At 46.0% G+C, this 18792-nt stretch carries 14 protein-coding genes; 2 read left to right on the forward strand and 12 right to left on the reverse strand.

Annotated features, from left to right (window positions below):
- Nucleotides 1-51 precede the first annotated feature (51 nt).
- The 9 genes from AB4274_RS09380 to prmB form a co-directional block, all read right to left on the reverse strand.
- Complete coding sequence (locus AB4274_RS09380) at nucleotides 52-1164, reverse strand: ABC transporter ATP-binding protein (protein WP_372111876.1); 1113 nt, start codon at nucleotides 1162-1164, stop codon at nucleotides 52-54.
- Nucleotides 1165-1170: 6 nt separating this feature from the next.
- On the reverse strand, nucleotides 1171-2028 hold the full coding sequence (locus AB4274_RS09385) for a carbohydrate ABC transporter permease (protein WP_009848502.1): 858 nt from the start codon (nucleotides 2026-2028) through the stop codon (nucleotides 1171-1173).
- A complete protein-coding gene (locus AB4274_RS09390) occupies nucleotides 2025-2963 on the reverse strand; it encodes a carbohydrate ABC transporter permease (protein ID WP_017060634.1) in 939 nt (312 codons plus the stop codon). Before AB4274_RS09390 ends, AB4274_RS09385 begins: the two co-directional genes overlap by 4 nt.
- Before the next feature lie 181 nt (nucleotides 2964-3144).
- Nucleotides 3145-4392: an ABC transporter substrate-binding protein gene (locus AB4274_RS09395; RefSeq protein WP_019824814.1), complete on the reverse strand. Its 1248-nt coding sequence runs from the start codon at nucleotides 4390-4392 to the stop codon at nucleotides 3145-3147.
- Nucleotides 4393-4503: 111 nt separating this feature from the next.
- Nucleotides 4504-5949 (reverse strand): ATP-binding protein, encoded by a 1446-nt coding sequence (locus AB4274_RS09400; protein ID WP_102429097.1) that lies wholly within the window; start codon nucleotides 5947-5949, stop codon nucleotides 4504-4506.
- 45 nt (nucleotides 5950-5994) lie between these two features.
- Nucleotides 5995-6723: a response regulator gene (locus tag AB4274_RS09405; protein WP_372111880.1), complete on the reverse strand. Its 729-nt coding sequence runs from the start codon at nucleotides 6721-6723 to the stop codon at nucleotides 5995-5997.
- A gap of 159 nt (nucleotides 6724-6882) precedes the next feature.
- Complete coding sequence (locus AB4274_RS09410) at nucleotides 6883-8340, reverse strand: protein adenylyltransferase SelO (RefSeq protein ID WP_372111883.1); 1458 nt, start codon at nucleotides 8338-8340, stop codon at nucleotides 6883-6885.
- Between the two features lie 535 nt (nucleotides 8341-8875).
- Nucleotides 8876-9517, reverse strand: a complete 642-nt coding sequence (locus tag AB4274_RS09415) for a LysE family translocator (protein WP_017060639.1) — start codon at nucleotides 9515-9517, stop codon at nucleotides 8876-8878.
- 253 nt (nucleotides 9518-9770) lie between these two features.
- On the reverse strand, nucleotides 9771-10703 hold the full coding sequence (prmB, locus tag AB4274_RS09420; RefSeq protein ID WP_017060640.1) for a 50S ribosomal protein L3 N(5)-glutamine methyltransferase: 933 nt from the start codon (nucleotides 10701-10703) through the stop codon (nucleotides 9771-9773).
- 62 nt (nucleotides 10704-10765) lie between these two features.
- Between prmB and smrB the strand changes: the two genes are divergently transcribed.
- The gene (gene smrB, locus AB4274_RS09425) at nucleotides 10766-11296 is read left to right on the forward strand and encodes an endonuclease SmrB (RefSeq protein ID WP_017060641.1); all 531 of its coding nucleotides are present in this window, start codon (nucleotides 10766-10768) and stop codon (nucleotides 11294-11296) included.
- Between the two features lie 111 nt (nucleotides 11297-11407).
- Here smrB and sixA read toward each other — a convergent pair whose 3' ends face one another.
- The gene (gene sixA / locus AB4274_RS09430) at nucleotides 11408-11872 is read right to left on the reverse strand and encodes a phosphohistidine phosphatase SixA (RefSeq protein ID WP_017064097.1); all 465 of its coding nucleotides are present in this window, start codon (nucleotides 11870-11872) and stop codon (nucleotides 11408-11410) included.
- A 305-nt stretch (nucleotides 11873-12177) separates the two neighbouring features.
- Between sixA and AB4274_RS09435 the strand changes: the two genes are divergently transcribed.
- Nucleotides 12178-14955, forward strand: a complete 2778-nt coding sequence (locus AB4274_RS09435) for an insulinase family protein (RefSeq protein ID WP_017060643.1) — start codon at nucleotides 12178-12180, stop codon at nucleotides 14953-14955.
- 303 nt (nucleotides 14956-15258) lie between these two features.
- On the opposite strand, the gene fadJ is transcribed toward AB4274_RS09435, so the two are convergent.
- Entirely contained in the window at nucleotides 15259-17475 is a 2217-nt protein-coding gene (fadJ, locus tag AB4274_RS09440; RefSeq protein WP_102332825.1) for a fatty acid oxidation complex subunit alpha FadJ, read from the reverse strand.
- A complete protein-coding gene (gene fadI / locus AB4274_RS09445) occupies nucleotides 17475-18782 on the reverse strand; it encodes an acetyl-CoA C-acyltransferase FadI (RefSeq protein ID WP_017060645.1) in 1308 nt (435 codons plus the stop codon). The genes fadJ and fadI overlap by 1 nt, the downstream gene beginning before the upstream one ends.
- Nucleotides 18783-18792: the final 10 nt, after the last annotated feature.

Consider the following 18792-nt stretch of genomic DNA (forward strand, 5'->3'; position numbering starts at 1 on the left):
GATACTGCCTTTGCTTAAGCTTAGACTCTCATTGAGCTACTGTCTCAAAAACTAAAAATCAATTCTCGCTTCAGTCTGAGCATCAAAGAATACCGCCTTTGATAAGTCAAAATGCAGCGGCGCCATTTGCCCAACTGACACTTCAAATTCTGGCGATAAACGACACGCGACTTCTTGGTCGTTCACTTTAACCATCGCAATAGTATCTGGCCCTGTCGGTTCCAATACCTCTAGTTGTAAGTCTAGCTTTGTAGAGGCAGAAACATCATCACCCTGCTGCTCAGTAATGTGCTCAGGACGTAGCCCTATCACCAACTCTTTGCCATCTTGGTCGCGCATACTCTTTGGCAAACGAATGTGGTGCTCTTGCTCAGACGTACCCGTTACTTTGATGATCGGATTCTGATCATCATCCAAATCCACCATGGTCTTAATGAAGTTCATTGATGGTGAACCCATAAAGCCCGCGACAAACATATTGTTTGGCTTGGTGTAGATCTCTTGCGGCGTACCGAGTTGCTGCAGTTCACCATCTTTCATCACCGCAATACGATCCGCCAAGGTCATCGCCTCTATTTGGTCATGGGTGACGTAAACAATGGTGGTGTTCAGCTTTTGGTGCAGACGTTTAATCTGATGACGCATTTCAACACGCAGCTTGGCATCCAAGTTAGAAAGCGGTTCATCGAACAGGTACAACTTAGGACGACGCGCTAGTGCACGTCCCATCGCGACACGCTGGCGCTGACCACCAGATAGCTGTGATGGTTTACGATCAAGCAGTTGCTCAATTTGCAGCATTTCAGCGACGCGATTCACTTCTGCGTCGATTTCGTCTTGTGGCATCTTGCGGATCTTCAAGCCGAAGGCGATATTGCCGCGTACCGTCATGTTTGGGTAAAGTGCGTACGACTGGAATACCATCGCGATGTCGCGGTCTTTAGGTTCAACCTGGGCCACGTCAACACCATCAATCACGATTTCACCCGAGCTAATATTTTCTAGCCCAGCAATGGTGTTCATTAGGGTGGATTTTCCACACCCCGAAGGGCCGACAAGTATCAAGAACTCCCCCGAATCGATACTGATGTCGATGCCCTTTAACGTTTCGTTGTCCGCGTTGCGATAGGTTTTACGGATCTGTTTTAAATCTAATGTTGCCATGGGTAATTATCCTTTTACTGATCCTGCCGTTAGGCCACGAACAAAATATTTTCCTGCGAAGACATACACCAACAGCGTTGGCAGCGCGGCGATGATCGCGGCAGCCATATCAACGTTGTATTCTTTAACGCCAGTGCTGGTGTTGACTAGGTTGTTTAATGCTACGGTGATTGGCTGAGTCTCTGAGCCAGAATACACCACCCCGAACAAGAAATCGTTCCAGATTGCGGTGAACTGCCAGATCACCGTCACCATAATGATTGGTGTCGAGATCGGTAATAAGATCTTGAAGAAAATCGTAAAGAAGCCTGCACCATCCAGTTTTGCTGCTTTGATCAATTCATCCGGAATCGAGATGTAGAAGTTACGGAAAAACAGAGTTGTAAACGCCATGCCGTAGATAACGTGCACAATCACCAAGCCGATGGTTGTGTTCGCTAGCCCCATCTTGCCGAGCATGGTTGCCATTGGTAGTAGCACCACTTGGAACGGAATGAAGCAACCAAACAACAGTAAGCTGAAGAACAGATTCGAGCCTCGGAATTGCCATTTCGTCACTACATAACCATTGAATGCACCGAGCAATGTTGAAATCGCAACCGCAGGAATCACCATTTGGAACGAGTTCCAGAAGTAGCCTTTGATGCCTTCACATTTCACGCCCGTACAGGCGGTGTCCCACGCTTTATACCAAGCATCAAACACCCACTCTTTCGGTAAGCTCATCAAGTTACCTGCCTTGATGTCTGGCAGAGTTTTGAATGAGGTCAGCGCCATGACAAACAATGGCATTAGATACACCAAGCAGAAGAAAAGCAGTGCTGAATAAATAAAGATTCGAGCAAAATTGATGTTATTCATCATGACTTTTTCTCCCTAAGTTCAGAGTAAAGATAAGGCACGAGAATCGCTAAGATACCAGCAAGCATCATCATGGCACTGGCAGCACCAAGGCCGATTTGTCCACGCGTAAATGAGTGTGCGTACATGAATAGCGCAGGAAGATCCGATGAATAACCTGGGCCACCCGCTGTCATCGCGGTCACAAGGTCGAAACTCTTAATCGCAATGTGTGAGGTGATGATCACCGCGCTGAAAACCACAGGGCGCAAGCAAGGTAGAATGATTTTCAGATAAATAGTGGGTAAGCTTGCCCCATCAATTTGAGCGGCTTTGATGATTGAAGAATCAATGCCACGAAGGCCGGCTAAGAACATCGCCATCACGAAGCCTGACGACTGCCAAAGTGCTGCGATAACCAAGGTATAGACCGACATTTCAGAGTCGACTAACCAATCGAATTTGAAGTCGGTAAAGCCCCAATCTTGCATCAGTTTTTCAATGCCAAGACCCGGATTGAGAATCCATTTCCAAGCGGTACCCGTCACGATGAATGACAAGGCCATTGGGTATAAATAAATGGTACGAATCGCGCCTTCTTGACGGATGTTCTGGTCAAGCAATACCGCCAAACCCACACCCAACAAGATAGCAATCGCCATGAACAGAAAACCAAACACACCGAGGTTGGTGATTGAGGTGATCCAGCGATCGTTGTCCATCAGCTTTTCATATTGAGCTAAACCAACAAAGTTGAAGCTCGGTAAAAATCGAGAATTCGTAAACGACAGCGCCGCCGTCCAGAATATATAGCCGTAGATACACACCACGGTCACTAACGCGGTCGGCGCCAGTACAATCTTGGGTAACCAATGTTGCAACCTGTCAGCAAAGCTAGGCTTGGGCGCAGGCTGGCTCCTTGTGGGTTTTGGAGTCGACTCAGTCAAAACATGCTCCATAACTTATCCTTGTTGCACAATCGAGCCAATGGCTTACCTTTCGGCACCACATCAGCATCACGCATATCAGAATTGGGAGTGAAGAGTAGATAGGCTCCCTACGAGCCTACCCACCCTGGGGGTTTGGTAAAGCAACACAACCCGTCACTCACGTGCGTTGTGTGTCGCTTATCAAGTTATATTAGATAGCCGCTTTCACAGCTTTCGCTAACTTAGCCGCCGCTTGTTTTGGATCGGCATCTTTCTCATTGAAGAAGTTGGTTACCACGTCGTAAATCGCGCCTTGCGCGTAACTTGTCGTCGCTAGGCCGTGAGCCATACTCGGAACAAGGTCGCCAGATTCCGCACTCGCTTTGAAGGTTGCCATAGAGTCCAACGCACATTGGTCGAACTTAGACATATCCATATCGAGACGTACAGGGATAGAACCTTTGTTTAGGTTAAAGACTTCTTGGAAATCTTTGGTAAGAATGGTTTTTGCTAGGTCTTGTTGCGCTTTTTGGTTCTCTTTGTCACTTAGTTCAAAGAATGCAAAGCTATCGATGTTGAAGGTAAATTGGCCGTCAGTACCCGGAGCTGGTGCACAGATGTAGTCTTTACCCGGTACTTTACCTGCTGCAGTAAACTCACCTTTCGCCCAGTCACCCATGATCTGCATCGCTGCTTCACCATTGATAACCATTGAAGTTGCGACGTTCCAATCACGACCCGGAGAGTTGCTGTCGATGTAATCACGCATCTTTTTGAACTTGGTGAATACTTCCACCATTTTGTCACCAGACAACACGTCCATATCCAGGTCAACGAACGCTTTGTTGTAGTCTTCACTGCCTAGCACATCAAGTGCCACCGCTTCGAATACCGTCGCGTCTTGCCAAGGTTGACCACCGTGAGCCAGTGGAATGAAGCCAGCCGCTTTAATCTTGTCTGCGGCAACAAAGAACTCATCTAACGTAGTTGGAACCGTCACGCCTGATTTTTCTAAAACAACAGGGTTCGCCCAAAGCCAGTTAACACGGTGAACGTTGACAGGAACTGCGACATATTCGCCATCCCACTTCATCACTTTAGTGACCACTTCTGGCAGTAGCTCATCCCATTTTTCTTGTTTCGCAGTTGCATCGAGAGACGTTAGAAAACCTAAACCACCCCACTCTTGAATATCATGACCTTTAATCTGCGCCGCAGATGGAGGATTGCCCGACACTGCTCGAGTTTTCAAAACAGTCATCGCACTTTCACCGCCGCCACCAGCAACAGCGAAATCTTTCCAAGTATGGCCTTGTTCTTCAATCATCTCTTTCAGTACAGCTGCGGATTTCGCTTCGCCACCGGCAGTCCACCAGTGAAGCACTTCCACTTCACCAGCTTGAGAAAATGTTGAGGCAGCAAGAAGAGATAGAGTAAGTAGGGTTTTATTGATTTTCATTATTATCTTCCATGTTTTAGCGGACTCGACGTCCGGTTCAATAAAGAGTCTACTTATTCTGATTGATAAGATTGAAACAAAAGGTAAGCCCCATGTAACACAATTGTTACATTACACTTCTAAGCCTGTGGGGATATAGACTTTGGCTTCTAAGCCGCCTTGAGAGGAGTTGCGAATAATGAGATCTCCGCCGTGTCCGTGCAGGATATTTCGGCAGATCCCGAGGCCAAGTCCGTGTCCTTGGTCGTCGGTTGCAAGCCTAAAGTAGGGTTCAAAGACCATCTCTAGCTTGTCTTCTGGAATACCATTGCCACGGTCTTGAATAGTCACGACCACCCAAAGCTCATCACCACTAACTTCCACTACGGCAGATGAACCATACTTAACTGCGTTGTCGATTAAGTTGGTCAGTACACGCTTAATCGCCAGTGGTTTCGCGACCAATGGCTCAATGACAACCGGTTCGAACTCAACTTTTGTCTGATACTGGTTATGAGATTCAATCACAGAGAGCACCATTTCATTGAGGTCAATAATGGCATTATTCTCGTGTAGATCGGTGTCTCTTACCGCTTGCAAAGCACCTTTGACCATCATCTCGAGCTCATCGAGATCTTTATTGAATTTGTCTTTCTTTACTTCACTCTCCAACAACTCTGCACGCAATCTTAGACGTGTTATTGGTGTCTTTAAGTCGTGGGAGATCGCAGAAAAAAGGTGCTCTCGGTCGGCAACATAGCGACGAATCCGTTGCTGCATGCGATTAAAGGCTCGGGTTGCGGTGACCAGTTCAGTCGCCCCTTCTTCTTTCAGTTGGGGTTGCTGAATGTCCATGCTCATCTCATTAGCGGCTCTTGCTAACTTTTTAAGAGGGCGTACTTGGCGACGAATCATCAAGTAAGTCAAAACCAAAAGAATAAGTGTTGAGGAAACTAAGAAGATCACCTGTTCTCTGCCGAGAATCGTATCGTCGAGTTTGACGTAAGGCGCAGGCAACAACGCGGCGATATACACCCATTCATGACTGGCTAATTCTATCTGAACAACCAGAATAGGAGGGTTAAGAGGTTCTAAGGTTAAAGTATGATGTGCCCACGATCGTGGGAGATCGCTCAAGTAGATGTCATTTTTAAGCAAACGAAGATGTTCAGGGCGAGAGAAATCAACCCGCACTGATTCGACTTTATTGAGCTTGCTACTCAAAACACTTTCTATCGCTTCAATCGAGGCGGTTTTTAAACGGGTATCAGGGATCGGTTCGACAATCAACGCCTCTTTATTGAAAGAAACGAAGAAGCGCGTACCGCCCATATTGCGGATTTGATCCAACACGATATGGCGATATTTAACGGGCAGAGACTGGAAGAAAGTCACCGTCGAGGCAAACATATTGGCCATGCTTGAAGAGGCAGAACGAATCCCCTCCAGTTCTTTGTGTTTGGATTCGCTATACCAAATAGACGTTGCGATACCTTGAGCTATCACCACAGCTAACAAGGTCAGTAACAATGTTCTGGCAACCAAAGAGTTTGGCTTTAACCGACTCAACCCGTTCATAGGAAATACTTCATTGCCGAGGTGCTCATTAACATCACTTGATTATCAGTGTTCATACTGAACAGGCACAGCGAGGATATAGCCATTACCGCGCATGGTTTTGATGTAGTGAGGATACTTGCCACTGTCGCCCAATCGGCTTCTCAGACGACTAAGCTGCACATCAATGCCTCGCTCAAAAGGCAACGCTTCACGGCCTCTGGTCGCAAAAGAGATGGTGTCTCGGTCTAACACCTCATTGGGGCGAGTAAGGAACAGCATTAACAGTGAGAAATCACTGCCCGACAAATCCATCTCTTCGGCGCTTTCATTGTGTGAGATTCGGTGCGCAAGTGTATCGAGAGTCCAATCACCAAAGATGATCTGTTTAGGCAATGCATCACTTGTCTTGTCATCCACCACTTGAACGCGGCGCAACAACGCTTTGATACGCGCCATTAACTGACGAGGGCTAAACGGCTTGGCAATGTAATCATCAGCACCAATTTCTAAGCCGATAATTTGGTCGGTTTCATCCGATACGGCAGTCAGCATGATGATAGGCACATTCGATTGCTTACGGACGCGTTGACACAAGGTAAAACCATCGTCACCGGGTAGCATCACATCAAGCAGAATCAGATCTGGATAACCTTGGTTTTGCAGATGAGCTTCTAGTTCAACACCATCTCCCACAGAAGAAACATCGAAACCAGATTTTGTGAGGTACTCTTCCAGCAGCTCGCGGATTTCTTGATCATCATCCACCACGAGAATTCGAGTATTTGTTGGCATCGCCCAAACCTATTAAATTTACAACTTATTCACATAGTGTATAGGCTGGCCGATTGTTTGATTATTGACATGTTTGTAAAGTTAGAAGAACAAACAGATAAAGATCACAACTTAGTGACCTCTATCTGAATCTTTAGGGCTTAATCCGCTATTGGTTGGTTATGAAGAGCAGCTGATCTCCATGGCTTTACCCCACTCAGGAGGTAGAGCCGCAAGGTATTCATAATCCGGGTGTTCCGCATAAGGGTCTGCCAGTACCACCATCAAAGCGTCAATATCGCTGCTATCACCGCGCTCTGCTTTGTCTATCGCTAGCTGAGCTAGGTAGTTTCTGAGGATGTATTTCGGGTTTACCTGTCTCATATTTTCGCAGCGCTCGACCACTGAGCTATCTTCCAATTCGCAGCGTTGTAAGTAGTTATATACCCACAGTTTTGCTGCCTCTCGATCAATTATCAGATCAATCACTTCTTGTGGCGACAAGGTGTCTAGGTTCGATAGCGTTCTAAAGAACCTTGGGTAGTCGACTTTGTTTTGCGACATCAGCTCGAACATAGATTCAAACAAACGACTGTCGCCTTCTTGTTTCGAAAGTAGCCCCAACTTACGACGCATCATCTGACTAAAGTAACCGTTCATTTGCGGTTCGTACTGCTCTAAAGCCGCCTCTAAGTCGGCCTTATCCACCAGCGGAGAAAGTGAGTGAGCCAGTGCCGACAGGTTCCAAAGCCCTATTCTTGGCTGCTGGTTAAAAGCATAACGACCTTGGTAATCCGAGTGATTACAGATCAATCTTGGGTCATATTCATCAAGAAACGCGAACGGACCATAATCGAAAGTTTGCCCGATGATCGACATGTTATCGGTGTTCATCACGCCATGAGCAAAACCATTCGCTTGCCACAACGCAATCATCTCCGCGGTACGGTCAACAATCTGATTAAACATAGCAGCGTAGGGTTTCTCTTCATCGAGACACTCAGGGAAGTGCCATTCAATGACTTTATCGGCCAGCAACTTATGCTCAGCCAACTGATTGGTATAAAACAGATGTTCAAAGTGACCGAAACGGATGTGTGATTCGGCAGCACGCACCAACAATGCGCCCCACTCTTGCTTCTCTCGATATACCGGTGTGTCGCTGGTCATCATAGCCAACGCGCGAGTGGTTGGGATATTGAGCCCTGCCATCGCTTCGCTACATAAGTACTCACGAACGGTTGATCGAATAACAGCGCGTCCATCGCCCATACGTGAATAGGGCGTTTTACCGGCACCTTTAAGGTGTAAATCGAACGTTTCGCCACTTTTCGCGACAATTTGAGCTAATAACAGCCCTCTTCCATCACCTAAATCCGGGTTATAAGAACCAAACTGGTGGCCTGCGTATTTCATTGCTACAGGCGAAAACTGCTCAGGTTCAACATTGCCAGATAACGTTTCAAGCAATTCCTCGGAAGCATCATCAAATGACAAAAAACCGAGTTCATCCGCAAGCTTATGATTCCATGCGAGCCATTGGACATTGCTGAGCGGTGTAGGTTGAATTGGGGTATAGAACAGTCGAGGTAATGCAGTAAATCGATTGTTAAATGAAATAGAATCCCAGACAGACATGAGAGATACACTGTAGATAAAAGATAACTTAAGATTATCACAGTTTCGTAACAACTTCAGAAGTGCGATGGCGCTTGTTTATAGAGGTAAGGTGATAAACCATTCCACAAGAAGAAAGTGGTGACTAGGAGTAAATTACTGGGGGATGCTTGCTAGAAGAAGATGACTAAGAAAAAGTTAAGTGGCTAGCCTGATGAGAAAAGCCACATTTATAAGAGAAAGAGTTCTGACTTTGAAGACTTTTTAACAAGTGATTTCATAATAAAAACTAAAACTATAGAGCCATGAAGCTGACTACATTAGAGCAAGAATACCCACTAGAGAAAGGGTAGAGAAAATCCAAGTACGACTGATTACGCCAAAGTTACTGTGTTGAATCATTTCTTGATGCTGCATATGTCTCTCCTTGAGAACGTGATGGTGTAACTACAATATATCGGCTTTTCGCCAAAAGCAGCAAGCACATTAATATTAACCTTTTATGACAGCATCAAGAATATTCTGTAACCATTCACCTCTCTGATAAAACAGAAAGTTATGCTCGACTGGTCGTCGAAAGCAGTGCGCCAGCCCCAATAAAGACACCTCCAGTGACACGATTAAAGACCTTGGCTCGACCTTTCGCAAACAACCAATTTGACGACTTCGCCCCCAAGTAGGCATACACCAATAACCAAGACAATTCCATCACTGCGAAGGTAAAAGCAAACACGGTAAACTGTGGTAATAGCGCAATTGAGGGATCAATAAACTGTGGGAAAAGTGCAGTAAAAAACAAGATAGCTTTGGGGTTACTCGCGCCAACAATAAAGCCACTTAAGTAATGCTGCGCAGCGCTTTCTTTGACAGATTGAGCACCGCCTTGTTGATCCGATAACTTGTCATAATCTTGTTGGCTAGAGCGCAGAGACTTCCAACCGAGGAAGATCAGATAAGCTGCACCAGTCCATTTTATGACATTAAATACCACTTCAGACGAAGCAATAATTACCCCTAGCCCGGTAAACGATAAAGTTAAAATACCAGTAATCGCAGTTAAGCTCCCCAAGGCAGTAAATATCGATAATTTAAAGCCAGATTGCACACCTTTGGTCATGCACAATAAAGAACTTGGGCCTGGTGATGCCGTTAAAATTAGCACCGCTAATAAATAATAAATCCATGTATCAAAGCTCATCGTGAATCCTCCTTAACTCACTAAAACGACTAAATATTAAACACCAATATGTAATAAGCCCTCATATTAATCAACTAAATATTGCGCTTAACGTCTTCGATATAAATGCAAACATCTTTAATCTAGGCAATAAAAAACGCCATGCATTGCTGCATGGCGTTTAAATAAAAACGTTTCAAATCGAACGTCTTACTAGATGTCAGGTTCTAAGCTTACAGCCCTAAGATAGGGGCACTAACCTAATAATTGAAACCTAGTCTTTGTAGATAGAGAACTCATCAGCGCAAGCAACAAGCTGCTCACGAGTGATCATGAATACGCCATGACCACCGTTAGAGAATTCAATCCAAGTGAATGGAATCTCTGGGTACTGATCCATCATATGAACCATTGAGTTACCAACTTCACAGATAAGAATACCGTCGTCAGTTAGGTAGTCTGGTGCATTAGCTAAGATGCGACGAACCAATTTCAGACCGTCTGTACCCGCTGCTAGGCCAAGTTCTGGCTCGTGAGTAAACTCATCTGGCAGGCTGTTCATATCTTCTTCGTCCACGTAAGGTGGGTTAGATACGATCAGGTTGTATTTCTCTTTTGGCAAATCACGGAAAAGATCTGAACGGATTGGGAACACTTGCTGCTCCATGCCGTGATCTTGAACGTTCTGCTCTGCAACTTGCAATGCGTCAGTAGAGATATCAATCGCATCTACTTCAGCGTCTGGGAATGCGTGAGCACAAGCAATAGCGATACAACCACTACCCGTACACATATCCATGATGCGAGTTGGCTCTTCAGTTAACCAAGGTTGGAATTGAGCTTCGATCAGCTCACCAATTGGAGAACGAGGCACAAGAACGCGCTCATCAACGAAGAACTCAAGACCACAGAACCAAGCTTTGTTGGTTAGGTAAGCCGTTGGTGTACGATCATTAATACGCTTGATTACGCGCTCAACAATACGTAGACGTTCGCTGCTCGTTAGACGAGAGTTCATCACATGCGAAGGAACATCAATCGGCAGATAAAGAGTAGGTAAGATAAGTTGTACTGCCTCATCCCACGCGTTATCAGTGCCGTGACCATAAAATAGGCCCGCTGCGTTAAAGCGGCTAACAGTCCAACGAATCACATCTTGAAGCGTGTGTAGTTCTGATACCGCTTCTTCTACAAAAATCTTATCCAAAATTGTCTCCGAAAAGCGCTACAATACTGCTAATTACGTTTCTAATTAGAATTCATAACCTGATGAGCAAAAAAGACACCGACTTCGATGACGATTTCGCCCTGTTCAACGATGCAGTAAAGGGCGTTAAAAAGTTGCAACAGGATACCATAGTCCAGCAGCCAAAAAGAAATGCCAAGCAAAAAGAAATTACTCGAACGGCAAGACAAGCCAGTGATAGCGAGTTTTATTTCTCGGATGAGTTCATTCCGCATCTTAGCGAAGACGGTCCGACGCGTTATGCGCGTGATGATGTCTCTAAATATGAGGTCAAGCGCCTCCGTCGTGGTGTCTACGTGCCTGACGTGTATCTCGATATGCATGGTATGACTCAACAAGAAGCCAAACGTGAGCTTGGCGCGATGATTGTGCACTGCGTGAAAGAGAGCGTGGCGTGTGCCTGTGTTCAACACGGTATCGGTAAACACATCCTTAAACAGAAGGTGCCTTTGTGGTTAGCACAGCACCCAGACGTGATGGCTTTCCACCAAGCGCCGTTAGAGTTTGGCGGCAATGGCGCGCTGTTAGTCTTGCTTTCGGTTCCTGAGAAGTAATTCTGGTTAACAAACTCTCTCTCACCAAAAAACAACAAAGGGCATCCCAATCATATTGAGATGCCCTTTCTAATTGTCTGCAACTTTGTCATCAAACAGAGCTCAACGAGCTTATGGATTGATGTTCCAAAGCAACTCACCTTTTTGTGTCTCAAGGTTGAAGTCGATACACGCTAGGCCCGAAGTGGGAAACATAGGCGGCGCCATGCCTGTTGCAAACTCTGCAGTTAGGTAGCCAACTAGAGGTAAATGAGAAACAAATAAAATGGTCTCTAGTTTTTCTACTTCAGCCATTGCTAAGGTCAAATCAAACACATCGTCGGACATTCCATAAGGCGTAATATCATCACAGGTTTCTACTTTCTTTCCAGAAAACGCCTGAGAGATCTCTAACCACGTTTCTTGTGCCCTTAAATATGGGCTCACCAGCACTTTATCGAATTGACTAATCCCCTGCTCATTTGCAGCTTGTGCCACGGCAAGAGAAGCCATTTTCCCGCGCTTGGTCAACGCTCTTTCTGCATCCGAGTTGGCAAAATGTTCTGCTTCACCGTGGCGCATAATGAATATTTTCATGTTCAATCCTGTCTTCGTAACATGTCGAAAGTCGATATATCCCATATATCAGCGAAACGCTACTTAGGTTTGGCTCTCAATCCAGAGAAACCGCAGTCAATATAAATAATTATATCAAGTCACTTGCCAAAGAGTTCGACTTTCTTAACAATCTTGTTAAAAGAAAATAAATTACTGATAAAAATCGATAAAAGTGATTTAGAAATCGCCAAAAAGCACTTCATATCCCAAAATATGATCACAAGGTTTGCACGCCGAATCATCGGGTACATAATTTAAAAACCACCTTCTCTGGAGATGCTCCTGTGCACTTAAGCCCAAATGATGAACATCAATACCGCTACATAACCTTAAATAACGGGTTACGTGTACTGTTAGTTCAGGATCAAAATGCTCAAAAAGCAGCAGCCGCATTAGCCGTCAATGTGGGGCATTTTGATGACCCTACAGACCGAGAGGGTTTAGCTCACTACTTAGAGCATATGCTATTTTTGGGAACTGAAAAGTATCCAAAGGTCGGAGAGTTCCAAAGTTTTATCAGCCAGCATGGCGGTAGCAACAACGCTTGGACAGGAACCGAGCACACCTGCTTCTTTTTTGATGTTGAATTGAATGCCTTTGAAACCGCACTCGATCGCTTCAGCCAATTTTTTACCGCTCCCCTTTTCAACGAAGAAGCGTTAGACAAAGAACGCCAAGCCGTTGACTCCGAATACAAGATGAAACTCAACGACGACTCACGACGCTTGTACCAAGTTACCAAAGAACTAGTGAATCACAATCACCCATTCTCGAAGTTTTCTGTCGGTAATATCGATACGTTGGGTGACAGAAACGGCGAGACGATTCGACAAGAGATCTTGGCTTTCCACCAGCAACAATACTCTGCTGACTTGATGACACTGACACTGTCTGGCAATCAGTCGTTAGATGAGATGCAAAGCTGGGTTGAGGATCGCTTTAGCTCAATCACCAATCACAACCTACAAGGCAAAAAGGTTGAAGTTCCGATTGTCGGCGAGTTAAGTACGGGTGTACAAGTCCGCGTTGAGCCGATTAAAGAAGTGCGCAAACTGATCTTAACCTTCCCGATGCCAAGCATGGACGAACACTACGGCGTTAAGCCTTTGTCGTTCTTTGCCCACCTTTTAGGTTACGAAGGTGAAGGCAGTTTGATGATGCAACTCAAAGAGAAAGGCTGGATAACATCTCTCTCTGCAGGTGGTGGCGCGAGTGGCAGTAACTACCGTGATTTCACAGTCAGTTGCTCATTGACCATAGAAGGTTTAACCAAAACCGATAACATCATCCAAGCGATATTTCAGTACATCAAGTTAGTCGAACAACAAGGCATAGAAGAGTGGCGCTACCTAGAAAAACGCGCCGTTTTAGAGTCTGCTTTCCGCTTTCAAGAGCCAGCAAGACCGCTTGATGTCGTCAGCCACCTCGTCATCAACATGCAGCACTACCAAGAGCAAGATGTGGTGTATGGCGATTACAAAATGTCGCATTTCGATGACGAATTACAGCGTGCTTTGCTGCCTTACTTAACCGTCGACAACATGCGGGCAACCATTGTTGCTCAGGGATTCGAGTATGACAGGGAAGCGAAGTGGTACTTTACGCCCTACTCGGTCACACCTTTTAGCGCTGAACAAGTTCAATGCTTTACGTGCATTAACCCCGGTTGGCAGTTTGAACTCCCAAGCAAAAACCCGTTTATTTGCTACGATCTAGACCCGACTGAACTCGAAGGTGACGCTAAGTTCCCACAACTGTTAGAAGAGCTCGATGGCTTTAAGCTATGGCATCTGCAAGACCATCAATTCCGGGTGCCAAAAGGTGTGGTGTATGTTGCTATCGATAGCCCGCACTCAGTTGCTAGCCCAAGAAATATCGTTAAAACACGCTTGTGCGTAGAGATGTTCTTAGACTCACTCGAAAAAGATACGTATCAGGCTGAAATCGCCGGAATGGGCTACAACATGTACACCCATCAGGGCGGTGTAACGCTCACTCTGTCCGGGTTTAGCGAGAAACAGCCACAACTGCTCAATATGATTCTTGAACGTTTCCAAGCACGCGACTTTAGTCCAACACGCTTCGAAACCATCAAGCATCAATTGCTCAGAAACTGGAACAACGCGTCGCAAGATCGCCCTATTTCGCAGTTGTTTAATGCAATGACTGGGATACTTCAACCAAATAACCCGCCTTATTCCGTGTTAATTGAAGCCCTAGAAACGATAGAGGTCGATGAGCTCTCCTCTTTTGTTCAAGCAATCTTGGCGGAACTTCATGTTGAGATGTTTGTGTATGGCGACTGGAAAAAAGCCGATGCACACAAGATGGCTGAAACGCTAAAAGATGCACTGCGTGTTCAAGATCAGGCTTACGAAGAATCACTGCGTCCGCTCATCATGCTCGGTGAAAACGGCAGCTTCCAACGTGAAGTGGTGTGTAACCAAGATGATTCAGCAATTGTGGTTTATTACCAATGCCCTGATATTTCACCTAAAAATATCGCGCTGTATTCATTGGCAAACCATTTGATGTCGGCCACTTTCTTCCATGAGATACGAACCAAGCAGCAGCTAGGTTACATGGTCGGTACTGGCAATATGCCGCTCAACCGACACCCTGGTATTGTGTTGTATGTGCAATCACCGAATGCCGCCCCTGCTGACTTGTTAGCTTCAATAGATGAGTTCCTCAATGCCTTTTACATGGTGCTGTTGGAGCTTAACGACTATCAATGGCACAGCAGTAAGCGCGGTCTCTGGAATCAGATTTCGACACCAGATACGACTTTGCGAGGGCGAGCTCAGCGCTTATGGGTTGCGATAGGCAATAAGGATGTTGAGTTCAACCAGAGAGAGCGCGTATTGGAAGACCTTAAGGGGTTAACTCGCTCAGACATGATGCGTTTTGTGGTTAGCCAGCTAAAACCACGCACGGCAAATCGCCTGATTATGCATGCTCACGGTAATGCTCATAATGAGGAAGAGAAGCTGTCAGCAGGTGTTGAAATTGGCTCTATTGATGAGTTTCAGTTACGCCCGAAAGATACTGAGCTAGGCTGATAAAGCTGGAATGAAAATCATAAGGTTGATGTGAAAGCATCAACCTTTTTTATTGGATGCAGCCCAAAAGCAGATCTCCTATTACGCTCCTTCGTCGCTTTAGGAGATGACGGTAGTTTTGATTGACGTGTGTTTGACCACCTTTCTAATCAACGCAATAACTTACTTTTTATCTCTCAATCATCATTCCCGAGAAGGAGGAACGACTGAGTCGGGAATCTCATTCCTTTCACACTCGTTCATAAAACAGAAAAGCCCGCATCAATTGCTTGATACGGGCTTCTTAATCAATGAGTTAGAGAGTTACTTGTAAAAAGACTCACCCAATCCAGCACGTGTCAGTAGGCCATCACATGGCGCGAAACGATCACCGTACTTCTTAGCGAAATCGTTCATCATCTCAACCAGTGACTTAATGCCGATTTGATCCATATAACGGAACGGACCACCTAGGAATGGCGGGAAACCGATACCGAAAATCGCACCGATATCACCATCACGAGGGCTGCGGATAATGCCGTCGTCTAGACAACGAACCGCTTCGTTTAGCATAGGTAACACACAGCGCATCGCGATATCGTTATCGCTCAACTTAGGATCTGGTTGCAGCTTAAGCAGCTTGTAAACTGACTTATCCACTTCCTTCTTCTTGCCTTTGTAAGTGTAGAAACCTTTACCACTCTTGCGGCCTTTACGATTGTCATTCAAAAGAATATCGAACACATCAGGACCTTGGAAACGATCGCCAAGCTCATTCACTAAAATCGGAATGATCTTCGCACCGATATCAACACCCACCTCATCTAATAAAGTGATAGGACCAACCGGGAAACCGAAGTCCAATAACGTGCTGTCGAGCTTTTCAATCGGCTCGTTCGCTAGCAGTAAATGCGCTGCTTCGTTCATGTACGGAGCAAGAATACGGTTCACATAAAAACCAGCCGTGTCTTTCACAACAATCGGCGTTTTACCTTGCTTCTTCGCTAATGCAACAACCGTAGAAATCGTCTCTTCTGACGTAGTTTCATGAGGGATAACTTCTACTAGCGGCATTTTTTCGGCTGGGCTGAAGTAGTGAAGACCGACCACGTTTTCTGGTCGCTGCGCCTTCTCCGCAATCTTATGGATCGGCAATGAAGACGTATTCGTCGCGAAAATAGTCTCTGGCTTGGCATTGGCTTCGATGTCCGCAACCATTGACTGCTTAAGGTCGAGGTCTTCAAATACCGCTTCAATCACCACATCGGTGTGATTAAAGCTCGTAAAGTCGATACCACCAGACAGTTGAAGCATCTTACTTTCAAGGCCCGCTCGGCTCAGAATGCGACGCTTACGCTGCTTATCGAACAACTTGAAGTTGTAGTTAAGCGCGTTCAGTACACCTTCATTTGATACGTCTTTAATGCGTACAGGCACTTTCGCCTTAGCAACACTGACATGGCTGATGCCTGCGCCCATAAGACCACCGCCTAGCACACCAACACGCTTAACCGCTTTGGGTTCTGCGTCTGCGCCGTGTTCTTTTTTCATTTCCGTGGTTGCAAAGAAAATCGAACGAAGGGCTTTAGACTCTGAAGTCATAACCAGTTCTGAGAAACGCTTCGCTTCATACTGAAGACCTTTATCAAAGCCGTTCTCAAGGCCATAACGAATCACGTCTAAAATCGCATCCGCTGCTGGGTAATTGCCGCGTGTTTTCTGATTGGTCTTCTTAGAAGCTTGTTCAAAAATCACTTTACGACCAAGGCCGTTACGTGAAATCAGCTTTTCTTTGGTCGACGCTTGGCTTTTCGACGCAAGGCGCTTACCTTTTTTACTGCCCGTATTCTTTTCAACAAAGCTTTTAGCGACTTCAAGCAGGATAGTTTCAGGCACACAAGCATCGACAACACCGAGCGATTTCGCTTTCTTAGCGCGCAGTTGCTTACCCGTAAGGATTAGGTCAAGAGATGGCAGCAAACCAATAAGGCGAGGTAGACGCTGTGTACCGCCAGAGCCTGGTAACAGACCTAACTGTACTTCTGGCAGACCAACGCGAGTCTTATCTGAATCGGTACATACACGGTAATCACACGCCAGTGCAAGCTCTAAACCACCACCTAAACATGGGCCGTGAATCGCTGCGACTACTGGGTACGGTAGTTCAGAAAGCGTTTGGAACATCTCCTGCCCTTGGCGAGCCAGAGACTGTGCTTCGTCAGCCGTTTTACACGCATCAAGCATTCTTACATCAGCACCAGCGATAAAGTTATCTGGCTTAAGAGAATGAACGATTAGGCCCTTAACTCGGCTTTGCTTTTCTTTGAGTTGCTCGAAGATGGCTTTCATTTCTTCAGCAAAAGCCGCTTGCAGCGTGTTCATTTTCTCGTTTGGTACATCAATCGCTAACCAAGCAATATCTTGCTCATCGATATTGAGAGTAAATGCTGTCGCTTTCTTTTTGGTTGATTCAGTCGCAGAGGTTGAATCTGGTTGAGCGACTGTTTCTTTTTCTGTTGTTGCATCAAGAGTCGTAGACATTATTCTACCTCCAAGATCATTGCTGCACCTAAACCACCAGCCGCACACGCTGTGTTCAGTGCCAAGCCGCCACCGCGACGTTTCAGTTCACGTAATGTTTGAGTCATCATGCGTGCGCCAGTCGCTGCAAACGGATGTCCGTAAGCAATCGAGCTACCCAGCACGTTGAACTTCTCCATATCAATCTCACCGATCGCTTTATCGCGGCCAAGATTCTTCTGTGCAAACTCATCGCTTGCGAACATTTTCACGTTAGCCAAAACTTGGGCAGCGAATGCTTCGTGCATTTCGATCAGTGTTAGGTCTGACAACTCTAAACCGGTGTTCTTTAATACTTGTGAGGTCGCGTAAGTCGGGCCCATCAGCATATCTGTTTCAACACCAATCGCTGAGAACGCATAACCACGAATATAACCAAGCACTTCTAAGCCTAGTTCTTTCGCTTTACCTTCGCGCATCAACATCACTGCTGCACCGCCATCAGTCAGTGGCGTAGCATTGGCTGCCGTTACACTGCCGTACTTTCTATCAAAAGCAGGACGTAGCTTGGCGTATCCTTCAACCGTTGAGTCGTGGCGAATGTTGTTGTCTTCCGCTAGATACTTTTTGTAAGGTGCCGGGAATGCCGTCATCACTTCGTCTTTAATCTTGCCTTCTTTCCATGCTTGAGAAGCCAAAGAATGAGAACGGTGAGCAAGTGCATCTTGAGCTTCGCGAGTAATACCATGCGTCTTCGCCATCTGCTCAGCCGTTTGTCCCATGGATAAACCGGTCGAGTACTCTGCAACTGCAGGTGGTACTGGCATCAAATCTTTTACGGAAAGCGTTTTAAGAATCTTCAGCTTTTGACCCATAGTTTTCGTTTTGCTCAGCGCTAATAGATTTGCCGCTAACTTTTTCGAAACACCGATAGGCAATACAGAAGAAGAGTCCGCACCGCCCGCAATACCGATATCAATCGTGCCAGCCATAATGCTTTCGGTCACGTTAACTGCCGCTTGGAAGCTGGTCGCACATGCTCGTGTGACACTGTAGGCATCGGTATTGATGTTCATGCCTGTGCCCAACACGATTTCACGCGCAATGTTCGGCGCTTCTGGCATTTGCACTACTTGGCCGAACACAACTTGTTCGATAAGCGCAGGATCGACATCCGTTCTTGCAAGCATTTCGCTCACAACCATTTTGCCTAGGTCAACCGCAGGCACTTGGCTAAATTCTGTGCTCTGACGAGCAAATGGGGTTCGTAATCCAGCGACAACGGCAACACGTTCTCCAGAACGCGTTTTGACTTCCTGTTTGCCCATGGTTTCTCCT

The sequence above is a fragment of the Vibrio sp. 10N.261.55.A10 genome (genome assembly GCF_041470825.1).
Classification (GTDB): domain Bacteria; phylum Pseudomonadota; class Gammaproteobacteria; order Enterobacterales; family Vibrionaceae; genus Vibrio; species Vibrio crassostreae_C.